The sequence below is a fragment of the Marinobacter sp. B-12 genome, assembly GCF_056857915.1.
The window spans coordinates 14,125-31,314 of record NZ_JBSXOB010000018.1 but is presented as its reverse complement, the minus strand read 5'-3'; the positions used below and the strand labels follow the sequence as shown (position 1 = coordinate 31,314).

Here is a 17,190-nt window from a genome sequence, read left to right as displayed (position 1 = left end):
CCCTATAGTATGCCAAGCCCTTGTACTGCAAGCGATTCGCAGTTCTGGCTATAGCGATACCACGGTACTTGTGGTTACAGGATGGAGATGATGCCGTCGGCCCCTAGGCGTTGCCATGGCAGGCCCTGAACCAGGGCGGACAACTGTTCTTCGGTCAGGCGCAGCTGGTTACCGCGCCAGGATTCGCCCCAGTGGAACTTGCCCCGGTTCAGCCGGCGGGCGCAGAGCCAGATGCCGAGGCCATCGTGGATAAGCACCTTCATCCGGTTACCCCGTTTGTTGGCGAACAGGTAAGCGCAATGGGGCCTGGCCGAGCCAAAGACCTGAATAACTCGGGCCAGGGCCTTGTCTGGCCCCGCCCGCATATCCAACGGCTCAGTGGCCAGCCAGATCTCATCGATGCGGATCATCCCAACAGGTTCCGCAGTAACGCGGCACACTGATGGGCCTGCTCCGCCGGCCACTCCACCACAACCGCGCCACCGGCGCGGGGAATCTCGATGCGGATGGTGCTACGCTTATCCGAGACCGATTGGTTCCTCAGTGCTGAGGTTGCGGCTGGCATATTAACCGGAACAAATCCCGGTGTTGCTGGTGCTTTATTCGCTCGCTGCGCTTCGCTAATCCAGCGCCGGACCATGTTGGCGTTGAGGCCGTTATCCAGCGAGATCCGGGAAACGGAGGCACCAGGTTGCTGGCATTGGGCGACAATCTCGGCTTTGAATTTGCGGGAAAACCGGCGACGGCGTTGGTAGGGCTTGGTTACGCTTAGTTCGTTCATGTTAAGTGTCCACTAGAAAATAAGTGGACACTATCCTGACGGCGGCTGCGCCAGGCTCAAGATGGGATCACCGGACGCTTACAATAATGGGGCATGGTTGTCCTCTGAAATATTCAGGCGACAACTACGCTGACACATAGGGGGGACGTCTGGCTTACTCGTTTAGTTAGAAATTGGTTACTCATTCCCTAATTCCAACACATTGAGCACACCCAAACCTTCAAGTTGGGCGGTCTTGGCCAGCTTCGAATCAGCAGTCACTAACACAGTTGCCGTTCCTTCGATGCCCCCAGCAAACAATCCTTCCTTTACGCTAAGTATTTGAAAGGCGTCAGAAACGTCTAGATCGTATTTTCTTGCAAGCTCTATCGTTTGCATCAAATAGGGAGGTTCGCAGACATTAATATCCTCTGCTTCACTCAGCCGGGCCTGAAACTCACAACCTAAGCCAAAACAGGCATCTAGGTATTGCTCCCGACTCATCTCTTTTCGATACAAGTACTTTACCTTTAGTACGCCGAGCGCCTCGTAAAAGCAGAATGGCGTTGTATAGATCGTCGCCTCTTTGTTGATAAAGTCTCGAACTGCATCACTGCCTTCTTCATCAATGTGCCACTTCACTAGCACAGACGCATCGAGGCAGCAGGCTCTCAAATAGGTCATTTCCATGTGATTTCTAACGCCGAAGCTAAGACGCCGCATTGGCGGTTGACTGGAGTGCCTGGTTTTTTGAAAATCACTCTAAATTCGCCTGTTTCATTCTCGGAATATGGCGAACAACCTCTACGACCTCATAACGGGTATTAGTGAATATTCCTGTGTCTTCGTCTCGCGTTTGATAGATCTTCAGCTTCACCGCTACAGCATCGCCTGGAGCGATCATTATTTTGTGTGCGAAAAAGTCGTCATAAAACTTATCGTCCAAGACCGGGGCCGATATTTTTATGCCCCGCCAGACGAACTCCCATTTTCTGTTCCCGCGCTCTAGGATTGCTCGCAGTATCTGTAGATCTGCGGGCTCCACAACGGTTCTTTGGTTGTCCTCTATTTGAGGTGGCTCAGACAACAAATGGAATCGCTCACGCGGTATCAGTATGGAGGGGAAATCGTCTTCAAAATTTGGACAAAAACCCAGCCCTGTGACGTTTTTATCTTTCTCGACAGCTTGAAATGTTTTCCCGATGCTTTGTGTAAACTTTTCTGATTTTTCTAGTTCCTTCACTCTCTCATGCACTTCCCTGGGAACGACTAACCTATTACCTCCCTGCTCCACAATCACCTCATCGGTGTTCACTGTAACATTCACATCATTGTCGGGAGCAAGAGTGTTTTCATACACATACGTCGCTATGACGCTGAAAGCTATTGCCTTTAGGTTGTCTGTCGAGAATAGATTGGACGCGCCGTTGTATAGGGCACGAATCTTCGCCTTGAAACTGCCCTCCCCAAACGCCTCGACGACCACTTCGACATCGTATCCGGGATTGACTAGGGAGTTTGCTACTTTTACCGCATCTGCAAGGGAGACGAGCGAGGAAGCCAATGTGTAAGCATTTATTCTTCTCGGCTCACCACTAAAGTAAATGACAAAATCCGTCTCAAATTCCCTAACGGCCAGTACCTGCACGGTACCTCCCTTTTTTCAAATAACGCTTAAAGCAACGGCAACTTTTGCTGTCCGCTCCCTTTACTTGTTAACGTCTCTCGCGCCCTGAGCTATCGGTCTTGATAATATTTCGATCATGGACTTCTGATTGGAAGCTTCACTTTCTCCTGTTTGCGTATACCCCGTAGACTGCGGTGAGAATATGCAGTTTGCAGCCTGCAAGAGGACAGCATCCCTAACACCCTCATCACCAGATGCTTCAACCAGCGCAGTGTGGGTCATTAAAGCGTTCTGCCTATGTTTGTTTACAATGGCATTGTGCTTATGGTTCAGGAAGTTCTTTGAAGACAGAAATAGCATATATGCAATTACTGAGAATATTAGAACCTTGCTTATTGAAAGCTGAATCGCATCGTAAGTATTTTCAGGATTGAAAAACGGAATCTTATGTATAAATAAGCTGACAACCGCAAAAACGCCAAGCCCAATTGAAAGCTTTACAGCGTAGCCTTGCCACCTATCCGCTTCTGTTTTGTGGTGCTCGTACTCCGCATTGAAGTGCGCTGCTTGCTTCGTAACACCTTCTTCTGCTGCTACACGCCTGATTTCATCTAGTGCGGCTTTAGCATTTTCCTCATGCTGAGAAAGGTTTTCCGAAATTTTATTTGCTTTGTCTTCAATAGATTGCAGTGTAGATCTTGCATCGGAGTCAAGACGTTGGAAATCAGCAGATCGATGTAACGAATAGGAAATATAAGGGTGCAATGCCTGGAAAGCTGGCTGATACGCTCCCTCAACCTGCTTTATCAAATTGTTACGAACACCATTTGGGTCTTGTTGACTCGGATCAAAATCCAATATCTGAGTAAAAAGCTTAAAATGGCTATTAGCATTATCTCTAATTGGAGTTAGGATGTTATCTGGAAAGTCTTGAAGTGCCGTGACGGATAGTCGGTTATATAGATCAATCAACTGTTGAGCTGGATCAACAACGTCACTGAAATTGAGTCGACTTCCTAATTCTGATTCTCTTGGCAAAAGAGCTGCATCAAATTTCTGGATCCTGCTCAAGGATTCCTTCGTCTCATCATAGAGCTCTTGACTTCCTACTATCATCACTCCTCCTGAGTTTATGTTGTGATCGTTTAAAGCTTATTAGTTTGAATTTGGACTAAAATCAGTCGGCTCTTGCAGTCTAGACCTGAATTAAAGTGCAAATTTCCAATCCATTTCAGAGGGATACTAGCTGCCTTTCGGCGATTCCGCGAGCCCGTGCAATGTCAAAAGTTTGCTCGCGGCTTTTCTGCACGTTAAAGCCAAGTGGCTGAAAAAGTTATTTTCTACAACAACGATCTACAGGATTGGTTCGCGAAAAGTGCGCGGCACTGTGCAAATTAAACCGCAAACATTTTGCCGGGTTTCAGGTGATTTTCATTACCTGTCTGTCAATTCTACATACATATTTTCCACCCCCAAAGGCCTCACAAAACTCAGTTTCAGACCAATTCTTTCGCTCCGGAAAGGATGGATTTCTTAGGTTTGAGCCAGGGAAACGGGCTTGGATCGAGTGAGGGGCAAATGTTCGCTTTTGTTTACGACTGGAGAAGCCTGATCGAAACCCGAGGGTGATCATCGACCGGGGCTGGCAGCGTCTGCGGCATCCACAGTGACCAAGGAAACAAGTTACGCAGCTAGATCTCAATACTCTCAGCTATCTCCAGAGCATCCTCGACCTCGACACCAAGGTACCGCACGGTGCTCGACATATTTGTGCGTCCCAACAGCAACTGGACGGCTCGAAGATTCTTGGTCTTCTTGTAGATCAATGTCGCTTTGCTACGTCTCATTGAATGGGTTGCGTAGACTGAAGGATCAAGTCCAATGCTGGTAATCCACTTTTTGACAAGACGGGCGTATTGATGAGTGGTGATATGGTCATACTTTCGCATCCGGCTCGGCCACAAATAATCCATACCCGACAGTCCGCGCAACTCGATCCATGCTTCGACCGATTCGCGAGTCTTTTTGGTTATCTCAAACTGAACAGGCTGACTAGTCTTCTGCTGGATGACTTGCGCCCGATCCAGAACCTCACCGTTTCTGGAAATATCTCGAACCAAAAGCTTTACCAGATCGCAGGATCGAAGTTTGCAGTCAATAGCCATGTTAAACATCGCCAGCTCGCGGATGTTCTTCGCTATCTCTAGACGAATACGGACAGCCCATATTTGTTCGAGTTTGAGCGGTAGCTTCTGGCCGACGAGCTTCCCTTTGTTCCAGGGAGCTTTGCTGGTAGGAACCGTCATGACGTGGCCCTCTTCGGAGGGTAAGGGCCTTTAAGTATGGTTCAGAAAATTGTTCCCTGCTGGCCAGCCTGGTCGCAAAGCGGACATTTAGAATGGGCGGACAACGACCGGCACAGCCAAGCTAATGCCCCACAACTAAAAGCCGGATACACCTGACAAACTGTAATGCCCAGGCGCTTACTCGCTGAAAAGAGCGGCGCGTTTTATCCCCTCATGAGAAATTCGGGCTAGTCCACGAATTACCTCGAAGGCCAAAATGTTTAATTTTCCGATAGAGAGTGGCTCGTGTTATTCCTAATTCTCGAGCCGCGGCACTGACGTTGTGATTGTGTTTCTCGAGCACACATCGCACCGCTTGGCGCTCCGCGGCGGCGAGTGTGCCGCCCTCGCCAACGTCCACCTCCGCAGCGCCAGTTTGGCTCCTAATGTCGTCGGGTAAGTGCTCAACATCGATAACCCCCTGAGTAGAAAGCGCCTGGCCAAGATTCAGAGCCTGTTGGAGCTCCCTGATATTACCTTTCCAAGAATGGTGCCTTAAAAGATTACGGGCCTCAGCTGTCAGTATTGGCGGGGATCCTTCCTGTGACATAAGGGCCAGCAAGTGATCAATCAAAGCATCAAGGTCTTCACGCTCTCGCAGAGCTGGGAGCTGCACCCTGAGGCCATTGATTCGGTAGTAAAGATCGCTCCGAAAGTCCCCACTCTCCATAAGCTCATCAAGGTTCCGATGTGTCGCACAGACCAGAGAAAACGAGACGGGCCGAGACTTCTCTTCTCCAAGCCTGGTGACAATGCGTTCTTGCAAAACACGTAACAACCGTGCTTGAAATTCTACCGGCATATCGCCTATTTCATCCAGGAAGAGCGTACCGCCGTTCGCTTCCTCAAATTTCCCCTTGGCACCCCCACGTCGGGCACCAGTAAAAGCGCCGTCTGCATAGCCAAACAACTCTGATTCTATCAGGCCGGCAGGAATAGCCGAGCAGTTCACGGCAACAAACGCGCCTTTTGAAGAAGGCCCATTGGCATGTAGCGAGCGCGCTAAAACCTCTTTGCCTGTTCCGGTTTCCCCAGTCACCAGAACCGGAACTCCAAACTGAAAGGCCCGATGCGCCTTGTCAAAAAGTGGTTTTGTTGGCTCGCCCACATAAAAAGACTGACTGATGTCCGGCCGTCTTTGCGGTGGCGTCGATTTGACGCTCACGAGCCCTTTCCGAAGACTTTCAACCTTAAGAAAAAGCCTTGCCCCATTGTGACATTCCACCTCAACAGGGCTTTGTTGTGATCCCTCAATCTCGGCAGCGCGGCATGAAAACAAGTCTTTGAAACAGACATGACTCTGCATCTTCTCGAGAGAATCGATATCCAGCATCTGCCTGGCCGAGGGGTTTGCACCTAAAACTTCACCATCCTCGCCGAAATGTATCAAACCACGCATAGGTGACTGCGTAAGCTCCGGACGATAGTGAAGCGCGAGGACTAAGGCGCCACGCAAATCGTCGACCATTCGATTCTCAACAGACCGAGTTGCGAGCGCAACTGCTTCAAGAATCCCGACCGGTCGGCCATCATAAGGTTTTGAAGCATTCAAAGCCCCGACCAGCGACCCTGCAGGGTCAAAAATGGGCACTGCCACGCAGGATAGATCGCGGAAAGAATGCAAGAAATGCTCACTTCCACACACAAGCGAAGGCCTGCCTTCTATCAAAGCGCAACCGGGGGCATTGGTTCCAGCTATATCCTCTGAAAGGTCCACACCAGGATTCAAAGCGGCTCCCAGCAATTCGTAGCAGGGACTGTCATTGCCGAAATATTTAATGCTGCGGCCTTCTCTTTCCACACAGGCCAAAACCCAACCTGCAGAACTGATTGCACGAAACAACCGATGCATTTCAGGCTCGGCAAATGTCATGAGACGCTGATGTTGATTGCGGATATGAGAAAACTGGTCGAATTGCGCTGCCTCGAGTAAGAACTGATCAGAGGGGGACACGCCATGTTTTCTGCACCTTAACCAAGAGCGCAAAACCTCATCCCGCACCCACTGGGACGGTACAACACGCCCTTCGTCAAACAACTCACGGGCTTGCTGGACCTGAGTGTTCGGATCAACGATCTTTTTATGCATAAGGACACCCACCACTCTGTATTTTTTTTATTCAACCATCCAATTTTAGTGTATTGAAACGATCCACTTTTTTCCAAAAACTAAAACATAGATGCTATAAAGCCGCATAAGCAATTGTTTCATAATAATTTCCTAAGGATCAATCGATCTGGCATATTGATTGCTTCACGTCGAGTGCAATACCAACAAAACTAATAAGAGGCTGCACTATGTCATCTGTATCAAACTATAAGCAAAAAAGTTTTCTCGGTTCCAGAAAGGGGAATTTCAGCGTCGCTTCTGTTGGATTAACCACCATGTTGCTGACTTCCGGTAATGCAGTAGCTATTGACGTTGATGCCGGGGATTACACGGCACTGCCCGCCGGAACCAATCTTGGAATGGTCTACTATCAATACGCCACTGCAGATTCACTCTATTCGGATGGCGACAAAGCGCCCATTAATGCTGGATTAGACTCACAGGTAGGAATCCTGCGTGGGGTGCATTTCACTGAAATTGGCGGTTACACAGTAGACCCTCAATTTCTCCTCCCATTTGGCAAGGTGGAAGGAAAAGACGATACCTCTTCCCTTGGTGACACAAGTGGCATCGGCGACCTGATACTTGCGGCGACAGTTTGGCTGGTAAACGAGCCCGAAAGTAACACCTATTTCGGCATTACTCCGTTCCTGTATGTTCCGGTAGGGAGTTACGATCGAAATGACACATTAAATCTTGGCGAAAACCGGTGGAAACATACATTACAGGCGGGTTACATAACTGGTCTCACTTCTAACATCTCATTAGACCTGGTTGGTGACGTCACTTTTTTCGGCAAGAATGACGAACTCGGTGCCTCCAAGGCCACTTTGGAACAGGACCCCTTGTATCAGTTCCAGGGCTTCCTGCGTTATAACGTAACGCCGCAATTGGACCTTCGCACCGGCATTTCTCATTCGTTCGGTGGTGAAACACAGATAAACGATGTTAATCAGGACAATGACCTTGCGACCACGAAGATGACAATCGGTACGGCATGGTTCGCGAATCCGGGGCTGCAACTAATCGCAAATTATGGAAGAGATTTGTCCGTAGAAAATGGATTCAAAGAGCAACATCGACTCAACTTTCGTATTCTAAAAGCATTTTAAAACCCCATAAAAGAGCAATAACAACAAAAGGATATAATAATGAAACTGACTAATAGTCACTATAGAAAACGTTTCACAAATAAAGTAACAAGTAGTGCATTAGTTCCATTTTTAGTAATCGGAGCCAGCACTGTTATTGCGGCTGATCAGGTAAATCAAAGCTATATCATTGAAAATGCCAAAACGGGCAAGGACTGGCCAACCCATGGTTTTGATTATGCGGAGACGCGCTTTAGTCCTCTCTCACAGATTTCGGCCGATAATGTCGAAAACCTCGGGCTTGCATGGTCCTACAACCTCGGGTCTACCCGAGGAGTCGAGGCCACTCCACTTGTTGTGGATGGCGTGATGTATGTCTCTGCCTCTTGGAGCATCGTACATGCACTTGATGCAAAAACCGGCAAAAAACTCTGGACCTACGACCCTGAAGTGCCTGGTGAGGCAGGCTCAAGGGGTTGTTGTGATGTTGTAAACCGCGGTGTGGCAGTGCACTACGGAAATGTCTACGTTGCATCCTATGATGGTCGATTGATCGCCCTTGATGCAAAAACCGGCGAAAAAGTCTGGGAAATGAATACTCTGCCCGACAACGACATGAGCTACACGATTACCGGTGCACCTCGGGTTGTTAACGGCAACGTGATCATAGGCAATGGTGGGGCCGAATTTGGAGTCAGGGGCTACATCACAGCTTACGACGCCAAAACCGGGGCGCAGAAATGGCGTTGGTATACCGTGCCGGGAAATCCGAACGAACCGTTTGAAAACGAAGCCATGGCTCGGGCTGCAAAAACCTGGGACCCAAGTGGTAAATACTGGGAGGCCGGTGGAGGTGGCACTGTATGGGACTCCATCGTTTTTGATCCGGACCTGAATCTCTTGTATATCGGCACAGGCAACGGCTCTCCATGGTCACACAAGAAGCGTAGCCCGAATGGTGGGGATAACCTCTATCTATCCTCAATCGTTGCTCTCAATGCAGACACTGGTGAGTACGTGTGGCATTACCAAGCCACGCCCGGGGATAACTGGGACTACACGTCGACGCAAGACCTGATTCTCAGCGAGCTCATGATTGATGGAGAGCGTCGCAAAGTTATCATGCAAGCTCCCAAAAACGGCTTCTTCTTTGTTCTCGACCGGACAAACGGTGAATTCATATCGGCCGATAATTATGTCGATGTTAACTGGGCCACGGGATACGACAGCAACGGTCGTCCAATAGAAGTTCCTGAAGCACGATCCATGGACGAACCCTTCGATATTATCCCGGGGCCTTTCGGGGGACATAATTGGCACTCAATGTCTTTTAACCACCAAACCGGCCTGGCTTACTTCCCCACTCAGCACATCCCTATCACAATGGTTGAGGACCCGTCCTGGGAAAGCATAGAAAGCAATGAGCCAGGACAACCCATGAGTGGCGTAGGCTGGAACACCGCTTTCAAATTCAACGTGGCGGCACCATCAAGCAAGCCGTTCGGACGACTTACAGCCTGGGATCCCGTTACGCAGCAGGAAGCATGGCGTTACGAACATGTCTCTCCCTGGAACGGCGGAACCCTGACAACGGCCGGTAATCTGGTATTTCAGGGAACCGCAGACGCTCGCTTTATGGCATTCAACGCGCGAACGGGTGACCCCCTATGGGAATCCCCAATGGGTACCGGCGTCATTGCAGCGCCCATCACTTATGAAATAGACGGCACTCAGTATGTTTCTATTGCCGCGGGCTGGGGCGGAGTTTTTGGACAATCCCAGAGAGCCTCCGACCTCAAGACCGCCGGTACTGTTTATACGTTTGTCCTGAACGGTGATGCCGAGATGCCTGAGTTCACCAAGTATCAGCTGAACTCACTGGTTTCCGGCGTTGACTATAATCCCGACTTTATTGGAGAAGGCACGGCTCTCTACGTCAGTAATTGCGTGTTCTGTCATGGTGTTCCTGGTGTAGACAAGGGCGGTAATATTCCAAACCTGGGCTACTCAAAGAAATCAGTTATTGAAAACCTGGACGCCTTCCTGTTTCACGGTCCATTCGTTTCCCGTGGCATGCCTGATTTTACCGAAACGCTGAATGAGATAGATGTCGAGAAAATAAAAGCGTTTATTCAGGGTACTGCAGATGCTATCCGTCCGAAAAGTCAGTGATTTGAGGGAAACCAATGAATACGTTCACAAAACATCCACATGATTTAGAGAATAAAACCCGGGCGTTCCTGGCTCGTCAAAATCACCGTATGCTGATAGGCGGACAATGGGTTGATGCTCTGGAAAACAAACGTATAGAGGTAGAAAACCCAGCTGAAGAAACGGTTATAGGAAGCATACCCCTTGCACATCCTGATGACGTTAACAAAGCCGTTAGCTGTGCAAAAAGTGCGTTCAATGGTGATGACTGGGGCCGAATGAGACCCTCCGCCCGTCAGAACATGCTTCTCAAACTTGCAGATCTGATTGAGCGAGATGCCAGAATCATTGCTGAGCTGGAAGCTATCGACAACGGCAAGTCTGCTGCTATTGCCGAAGCTGTTGACATAAGCCTGGGTCTGGAATTCTTTCGCTACATGGCCGGGTGGGCAACAAAAATTGAGGGCTCGACTCTTGATGTGTCCATGCCCTTTGCCCCGGCTGACTCTGACTTTTCTGCATATACCCGACGCGAACCCGTCGGTGTTGTTGCCGCAATCATACCGTGGAACTTTCCTTTTCTGATGGCCTGCTGGAAGCTGGCTCCGGCACTTGCAGCGGGTTGCACGGTTGTGTTGAAGCCTGCGGAACAAACTTCCCTTTCTGCCCTCTATCTGGGCGAGCTGATCGGAGAGGCAAATTTTCCTGACGGGGTTGTCAATATCATTACTGGCGAGGGCCAGAGCACTGGGTCGGCACTGATAACTCATCCTGACATCAACAAGATTAGTTTTACGGGATCCACTGAGGTGGGTCAGATCATAGGCCGTGCTGCGATGGATAATATGGCGCGAGTTACCTTAGAGCTGGGGGGCAAGTCTCCAATGATTGTCCTGGCTGACTGTGATCCGGAGAAGGCTGCGCAAGGGGCAGCGGCAGCAATCTTTTTCAACCATGGACAAACCTGCAGTGCAGGCTCGCGACTTTACGTTCACCGAAGCATTTCTGACAAGGTCCTGGATCGGCTCGCCGAGTTAGCAGAGGCAATCCCCCTGGGGCCTGGCCTGGATCCAGCTGCGCAAATGGGACCACTCGTGTCCAGGGTTCAGCTAGACCGGGTCTGTCGCTACATTGAGACGGGCCGCCAGGAAGGTGCCCGCCTGGTTACCGGTGGCGAACGTGCTGACCGCAAAGGTTATTACGTCAAGCCCACCATATTTGCGACCGAAGACGACTCTATGGTCATAGCCAAAGACGAGATCTTTGGTCCCGTTCTGGTGGTCATCCCGTTTGATGATATCGAGGATGTCGTAGACCGGGCCAATGATAGTCGCTATGGCCTGGCAGCGAGTATCTGGTCAAACAATCTTTCTCAAGTGCAACGCTTAATCCCGAAATTAAAGGCAGGCACTGTGTGGGTAAACGGGCACAACATGCTTGATGCAAACATCCCATTCGGGGGCTATAAACTCTCCGGGGTTGGACGTGATATGGGTAAACAGTCACTCGATTCATATCTTGAAACAAAGTCGGTTGTCATTGCCCTCTAGGACGAATGCTAAACCCCAGCTCTGAGAAGCAGGGGTTTAGCCTAGATAGGTCAACCATTCAATTTCCGAGAGTCGAATAACACCTTCCTCACAGGTGAGCCACAAAGCTTCACCGATATGGGGATGAAGAGAATGACGCAGGTCTGCTTTAAGGCTCCTTGCGCGATGCCGCTCGAAATAGTCAATCCATGCGGCGAGGAGTGCGGGCGGAGCACCGGTCAATGTATGTACAGTTTGGCGAGGAATAACAAATGCTAAAAGAAGCCAATAACTTCAGAAGCTTGGCAAAGAGCCAAGCTACGCTGCACTCGCTTCCAGTTCCTGACATTGGGCAGGACGAAGTTGAAATGGCGCGATTGCCCAAGGTCATGATTGCTGATCATCAGCCGCTTTTTCGCGACGCCATACGCGACATTATTTTAGTAAATCATCTTTGTGAACATGTCTTCGAGGTATCCAGCTTGAAAGATGCCATGGAAATCGTGAGTGAGCATGGCAGCCTTGGTCTCATCTTCTTCGATCTCGACATGCCGGAAATGCAGGGGCTTGGCGGTCTCGCTAGCTTAAATGAGATCGCACCTTCGCTACCCATCATAGTTATGTCGGTTAGAGTAAATAGGTATATCACTTCTCAGGCGATTGGCCGGGGGGCCATGGGAGTCGTAGCGAAAAATGCATCAAAAAATGAAATTGTCGACGCTATTCGACAGGTTTTGGATGGCAAGATTTGCATTTGTGCAGGCTCTGACGAATTCGAAAGTGGTAATGGTCTTGCTGCTGGCCGGGCCGGATCAGAAGCAGAGATAGATCGCAGCCAGTTTCAATCTTTAACAAAGCGCCAGTTGATAGTTTTAGAGAGAATAACACTTGGAGAGTCCAACAAACAGATTGCGTACAACTTACACCTGGCCGAAACGACCGTGAAGGCTCATGTTTCGGCTGTTTTACGTAAGCTAAATGTTCAGAACCGCGCGCAGGCGATCCTTGCAGCGAGTTGTCTCGACCTAGTTTCCCGAATGCGCAAATAGCCGGGTGTTTCGCTTCAGGGCAAACCTAAAACGGGGCCGGAGTCGAAAACTGACTGAAAAATCAAATCAGCCGGTGGGTGCTGAGAGAGTTCCAACTGACAGTTTTCGGAACGAATGTCAGGAACATTCGGAGCTTATGTAAACATCCCTGTTTTAGTTGCACCGCGGATTAGGGTTCTCCGCACGGTTGTGTTTTGCCAAACATTCCAATGTCGGAGGGTCTTTCGGTGACTCGTGGGGGGGAAGGCAACCAGGTCACGCGGCCGAAGAAAAGGTCCGCTTTATTGTTCAATTCGGTCGTTTCTGAATGTCCGCTTTTGTTTAAAACCCGGCTTGGACGTCTGTTGTTTCGTGGTCACTGGCGTGTTTCAGTCTCCCCTGCATCCTTGTCGAAGGTCAAATCCTTTGCTGAGCTATGCTTTTGTCCGAAAACGGTCGTTTTCTAGACGATCAGCCTACTGACTAAAAACCACCAATTTCTCATTGTTTTATGTCCAAAAATCACGTACAAAAAACTATGATTAGAAAAGGTGCGTTTGATGGTCATAGGTTATGCGCGTGTCAGTACACAGGATCAGAATCCCCAATTCCAAGTGGATGCTCTGGAAAAAGCCGGGTGCGAACAGATCTTCCAAGAAAAGTTTACAGGTACACTTCGGGAGCGACCTGAACTGTCGCAGTGCCTCCGTATGCTTCGGAAGGGCGATATTCTGATTGTTTGGAAGCTGGATCGATTAGCCCGCTCACTGAAGGACTTAGTAGAAATTGTTCAGGATCTAAATGAGCGAGAGGTTGGCTTTAAATCATTAACAGAATCGATCGACACCACCAGCTCCGGTGGCCGTTTGGTGTTCCACATCTTTGGTGCTTTGGCTGAGTTCGAACATGACCTAATTCGGGAACGAACGAAGGCAGGACTCCAGGCGGCCAGAGCAAGAGGGCGGAAAGGAGGCCGAAAACCCGCAATGTCCGACTCTGACATCCGCAAAGCGGCTGCCATGTTATCAGATCCTCAAATCACGAAAACAGAAGTTGCGGCTCACTTTGGCGTGACTCGAACAACATTGAACGCATCATTGAAAAGAATAGGGCTGGCAGCCTGAGTTAGAGGCTGCCTGACAACATGCTGTAATGGAGCTCAACGGATGACTGACGATAAGACCAATCACTCCCAAACCGCTGCTTTTATCTGGTCGGTTGCAGATCTCCTGCGAGGCGATTTTAAGCAAAGCCAATACGGGCGTGTGATCTTGCCGTTTACCCTGTTGCGCCGCTTGGAATGTGTGCTCGAGCCAACCAAAGCTAAGGTTCTTGCAGCAGCTCAGGAGCACCAAACCAAACCTGATGCCGTTCGAGAAAAGCTGTTGCTCAGGGCGGCTGACCAAAAGTTCTTTAATGCCTCGCCTCTGAGTCTGGCAACCCTTTCTGACAATCAGACGGCAGATGACCTGATGAGCTATGTTCAGTCGTTCAGCCAAGATGCCCGGGAGATTTTCGAGCACTTCCATTTCGAAGACTTCGTACAACAGCTAAGCGCCAACAATATGCTCTACCAGGTGGTGCAGCGGTTTGCCAGCATTGACCTGAGTCCCGCAACCATAAGCAACTTCGGTATGGGGATCATCTTTGAGGAGTTGATCCGGAAGTTCGCGGAGAGCTCCAACGAAACGGCCGGGGAACACTTCACGCCCCGTGACATTGTGCATCTGACCACCTCCCTTGTCCTGACCGGACAGGAGAGTCGGCTAACGCCCAACAGCATTGTGACCATCTACGACCCTACAGCTGGAACGGGCGGGTTTTTGTCCGAAGGCGATGAGTACATTCAACAGATCAGCGAGAGTGTCACGGTCTCGCTTCACGGTCAGGAATTGAACCCGGAGTCCTACGCCATCTGTAAGGCCGACATGCTGATCAAAGGGCAGGAAGTCAGCAACATCAAGCTAGGCAACACGCTGTCGGATGATCAGTTGGCTGCCAATAAGTTTGACCTGATGCTCAGTAACCCGCCGTTTGGTGTGGACTGGAAAAAGGTTCAGAAGCAGGTCACTGATGAGCACAAACATCGTGGTTTCGATGGCCGCTTTGGGCCTGGGCTTCCCCGTGTGTCCGATGGCTCCCTGCTGTTCCTGATGCATCTGGTCAGCAAGATGCGGGATGCCCGTGAAGGTGGCTCTCGGATCGGCATCATTCTCAATGGTAGCCCGCTATTTACGGGCGGTGCCGGCAGTGGCGAATCCGAAATCCGGCGCTATCTGCTGCAGAACGATATGGTCGAAGCCATCGTGGCCCTGCCCACGGATATGTTCTACAACACCGGTATCTCCACCTATGTTTGGGTGCTTTCCAACAATAAGCCCGCTGAACGCAAAGGCAAGGTCCAGTTTATCGATGCCACCGACCGGGCGACCAAGATGCGTAAGTCCCTTGGCAGTAAGCGCCAGTTTGTCAGCGAGTCGGACCAGGACGCGATCGTGCGGATGTATGGGGATTTCCAAGAAACCAAGAAGAGTAAAATCTTCCCCATCGAAGCTTTCGGTTACCGACGCATCACCGTTGAGCGTCCGCTGAAGCTGAACTTCCAAACCTCAAAAGACCGCATTGAGCGGATTGCGGACGAAAAAGCCATCCAGAAAATGGATCAGGAGGATCAAGACAAGATCCTCGCAGCTTGTTGTGCCCTGGATGCCGAGACTGTTTATCGGAATCGAAAGCAGTTCCAGAAAGCCCTGAAAGACTCTCTCACCGACCATCAGGTGTATCTAAGTGCACCTCAACTGAAAGCCCTGCTCAATGCCCTGAGTGAGCGCGATCCAGAAGCGGATATCTGCACAGACAGCAAGGGCAATCCAGAGGCCGACACTGGCCTGCGGGACTCTGAGAACGTGCCCCTAGCAGAGTCCGTGTATTACTACTTTGAGCGGGAAGTAAAATCACACGTACCGGATGCCTGGATCGACGAATCCAAGCGGGACGAGAAAGACGGGGAAGTGGGCATTGTTGGTTTCGAGATCCCGTTTAACCGACACTTTTATGAGTTTGCGCCACCACGTCCACTGCATGAAATCGACGCCGACCTGAAGCAATGCACCGACCGGATCAAGCAGATGATCGAGGAGTTGTCGGCATGAGTCTAAAGGCTTACGACTCTTACAGAAAATCTAATCTCGAATGGTTAGACGAAGTTCCAGATCATTGGGAACACAAGAAAATAGCTTGGGATCTTCCTTACGTCGTTGGATGGACACCTCCTTCAGGAAAAGATGAATTTTATGATGGAGAACATCCGTGGGTAACCATTGCAGATATGACTCGGGGGCACATTGAAGATACTCAGTCAAAAATTACTGATGCGGCAATCGACGCTAAGAAGGCGGAAATTGTACCTGCGGGCAGTATGTTGTTCTCTTTCAAGCTGTCTGTTGGAAAAGTCGCTTTTCTCAAAATAGATTCCTATACGAATGAAGCGATAGCGGCTTTTCGGCCAACGAGCGGGATCTCTCTGGAATTCTGGAAGTACGCTGCACCTGAGATAATTCCTCATTACGGGCGAGAAAATATCTATGGAGCAAAGCTGCTGAACCAAGAGCTTATCGGAAGCGCGAGGTTTTACTGTCCCCCGGTTGAAGAGCAAACCCAAATCGCCCGCTTCCTAGACCATGAAACCGCCAAAATCGACGCCCTGATCCGCGAGCAGGAGCGCCTGATAGAATTGCTTCAGGAAAAGCGCCAGGCGGTGATTTCCCATGCGGTGACCAAGGGGCTCGATCCTGATGTGCTGATGAAGGAGTCTGGGGTTGAGTGGCTTGGTGAGGTACCAGAGCATTGGATCGTTGCGCGAATTAAGAACTTCGCCAGGATTGAGAGCGGCCATACACCAGACAAGAAAAAAGAAGAATACTGGGTCGACTGTGATATCCCCTGGGTATCCCTGAATGACTCAAAGCAGCTTAAAAAAGCTGATTACATTGCGGATACCTCTACCAAAGTTAATGATCTAGGTATTGCGAATTCTTCTGCTCGCCTACTGCCCGAAGAAGCTGTCGTCTTTACTCGGGACGCGTCAATAGGACTTAGTGCCATCACGACTAAACCTATGGCCGTGTCTCAGCATTTGATCGCATGGTTGTGCGCAGAAGAGAAGCTGGTTCCCGAGTACTTGCTCCTCATCTTCTACGCAATGGAACGTGAGTTTGAGCGTTATACCTTCGGTGCGACTATAAAGACCATCGGCATGGACGACGTGCGTTCTCTTACAGCAGCATTTCCGCCGATAGAAGAGCAAAAACAACTGGTGGCGTGGGCGTTTCGTAAAAAGGAAACCCTCCGAGCCGGATTAGATGCTGCAGAGAAAACGATTCTTCTTCTCAAAGAACGCCGTTCAGCACTGATCTCCGCAGCGGTAACCGGAAAAATCGATGTCCGCAACTGGCAACCACCGACCGATAAAAGCGCCTTTGATGAGGAGGTGCGGACGGTAGGCATGGAGGCTACGGCATGACCGAAGTCATTACTCTGCAGTATCGAA

General features: G+C 50.0%; 14 protein-coding genes. 7 read left to right on the top strand and 7 right to left on the bottom strand.

Going from position 1 to position 17,190, the window contains the following annotated elements:
• Positions 1-74: 74 nt before the first annotated feature.
• From tnpB to AC13D2_RS01205, 7 genes are all read right to left on the bottom strand, one after another.
• The gene (gene tnpB / locus AC13D2_RS01235; RefSeq protein ID WP_482938103.1) at positions 75-410 is read right to left on the bottom strand and encodes an IS66 family insertion sequence element accessory protein TnpB; all 336 of its coding nucleotides are present in this window, start codon (positions 408-410) and stop codon (positions 75-77) included.
• The gene (gene tnpA, locus AC13D2_RS01230) at positions 407-781 is read right to left on the bottom strand and encodes an IS66-like element accessory protein TnpA (RefSeq protein WP_482938102.1); all 375 of its coding nucleotides are present in this window, start codon (positions 779-781) and stop codon (positions 407-409) included. The genes tnpB and tnpA overlap by 4 nt, the downstream gene beginning before the upstream one ends.
• 177 nt (positions 782-958) lie before the next feature.
• Positions 959-1,450: a type II toxin-antitoxin system VapC family toxin gene (locus tag AC13D2_RS01225; protein ID WP_482938101.1), complete on the bottom strand. Its 492-nt coding sequence runs from the start codon at positions 1,448-1,450 to the stop codon at positions 959-961.
• A gap of 67 nt (positions 1,451-1,517) precedes the next feature.
• On the bottom strand, positions 1,518-2,408 hold the full coding sequence (locus tag AC13D2_RS01220; RefSeq protein WP_482938100.1) for an LAPAL motif-containing putative phage structural protein: 891 nt from the start codon (positions 2,406-2,408) through the stop codon (positions 1,518-1,520).
• A 60-nt stretch (positions 2,409-2,468) separates the two neighbouring features.
• Positions 2,469-3,503, bottom strand: coding sequence for a hypothetical protein (locus AC13D2_RS01215; RefSeq protein ID WP_482938099.1), 1,035 nt, complete (start codon positions 3,501-3,503; stop codon positions 2,469-2,471).
• Positions 3,504-4,078: 575 nt separating this feature from the next.
• Positions 4,079-4,693, bottom strand: coding sequence for a tyrosine-type recombinase/integrase (locus AC13D2_RS01210; protein ID WP_138437831.1), 615 nt, complete (start codon positions 4,691-4,693; stop codon positions 4,079-4,081).
• Between the two features lie 211 nt (positions 4,694-4,904).
• Entirely contained in the window at positions 4,905-6,821 is a 1,917-nt protein-coding gene (locus AC13D2_RS01205; RefSeq protein WP_449287805.1) for a sigma-54-dependent Fis family transcriptional regulator, read from the bottom strand.
• Positions 6,822-7,030: 209 nt separating this feature from the next.
• Between AC13D2_RS01205 and AC13D2_RS01200 the strand changes: the two genes are divergently transcribed.
• The 7 genes from AC13D2_RS01200 (at position 7,031) to AC13D2_RS01170 (ending at position 17,163) form a co-directional block, all read left to right on the top strand.
• Positions 7,031-7,954, top strand: coding sequence for a transporter (locus AC13D2_RS01200; protein ID WP_449287806.1), 924 nt, complete (start codon positions 7,031-7,033; stop codon positions 7,952-7,954).
• A gap of 39 nt (positions 7,955-7,993) precedes the next feature.
• Positions 7,994-10,105 carry a PQQ-dependent dehydrogenase, methanol/ethanol family gene (locus AC13D2_RS01195; protein WP_449287807.1) on the top strand — a complete coding sequence of 704 codons (2,112 nt, stop codon included), beginning with the start codon at positions 7,994-7,996 and terminating at the stop codon, positions 10,103-10,105.
• 14 nt (positions 10,106-10,119) lie between these two features.
• Positions 10,120-11,634 carry an aldehyde dehydrogenase family protein gene (locus AC13D2_RS01190; protein ID WP_069183782.1) on the top strand — a complete coding sequence of 505 codons (1,515 nt, stop codon included), beginning with the start codon at positions 10,120-10,122 and terminating at the stop codon, positions 11,632-11,634.
• Between the two features lie 251 nt (positions 11,635-11,885).
• Complete coding sequence (locus AC13D2_RS01185; protein ID WP_083231811.1) at positions 11,886-12,662, top strand: LuxR C-terminal-related transcriptional regulator; 777 nt, start codon at positions 11,886-11,888, stop codon at positions 12,660-12,662.
• Positions 12,663-13,201: 539 nt separating this feature from the next.
• Positions 13,202-13,765, top strand: coding sequence for a recombinase family protein (locus tag AC13D2_RS01180; protein WP_482938098.1), 564 nt, complete (start codon positions 13,202-13,204; stop codon positions 13,763-13,765).
• Positions 13,766-13,807: 42 nt separating this feature from the next.
• Positions 13,808-15,793 carry a type I restriction-modification system subunit M gene (locus AC13D2_RS01175; protein ID WP_482938097.1) on the top strand — a complete coding sequence of 662 codons (1,986 nt, stop codon included), beginning with the start codon at positions 13,808-13,810 and terminating at the stop codon, positions 15,791-15,793.
• Positions 15,790-17,163 carry a restriction endonuclease subunit S gene (locus tag AC13D2_RS01170; RefSeq protein ID WP_482938096.1) on the top strand — a complete coding sequence of 458 codons (1,374 nt, stop codon included), beginning with the start codon at positions 15,790-15,792 and terminating at the stop codon, positions 17,161-17,163. Before AC13D2_RS01175 ends, AC13D2_RS01170 begins: the two co-directional genes overlap by 4 nt.
• Positions 17,164-17,190 lie beyond the last annotated feature (27 nt).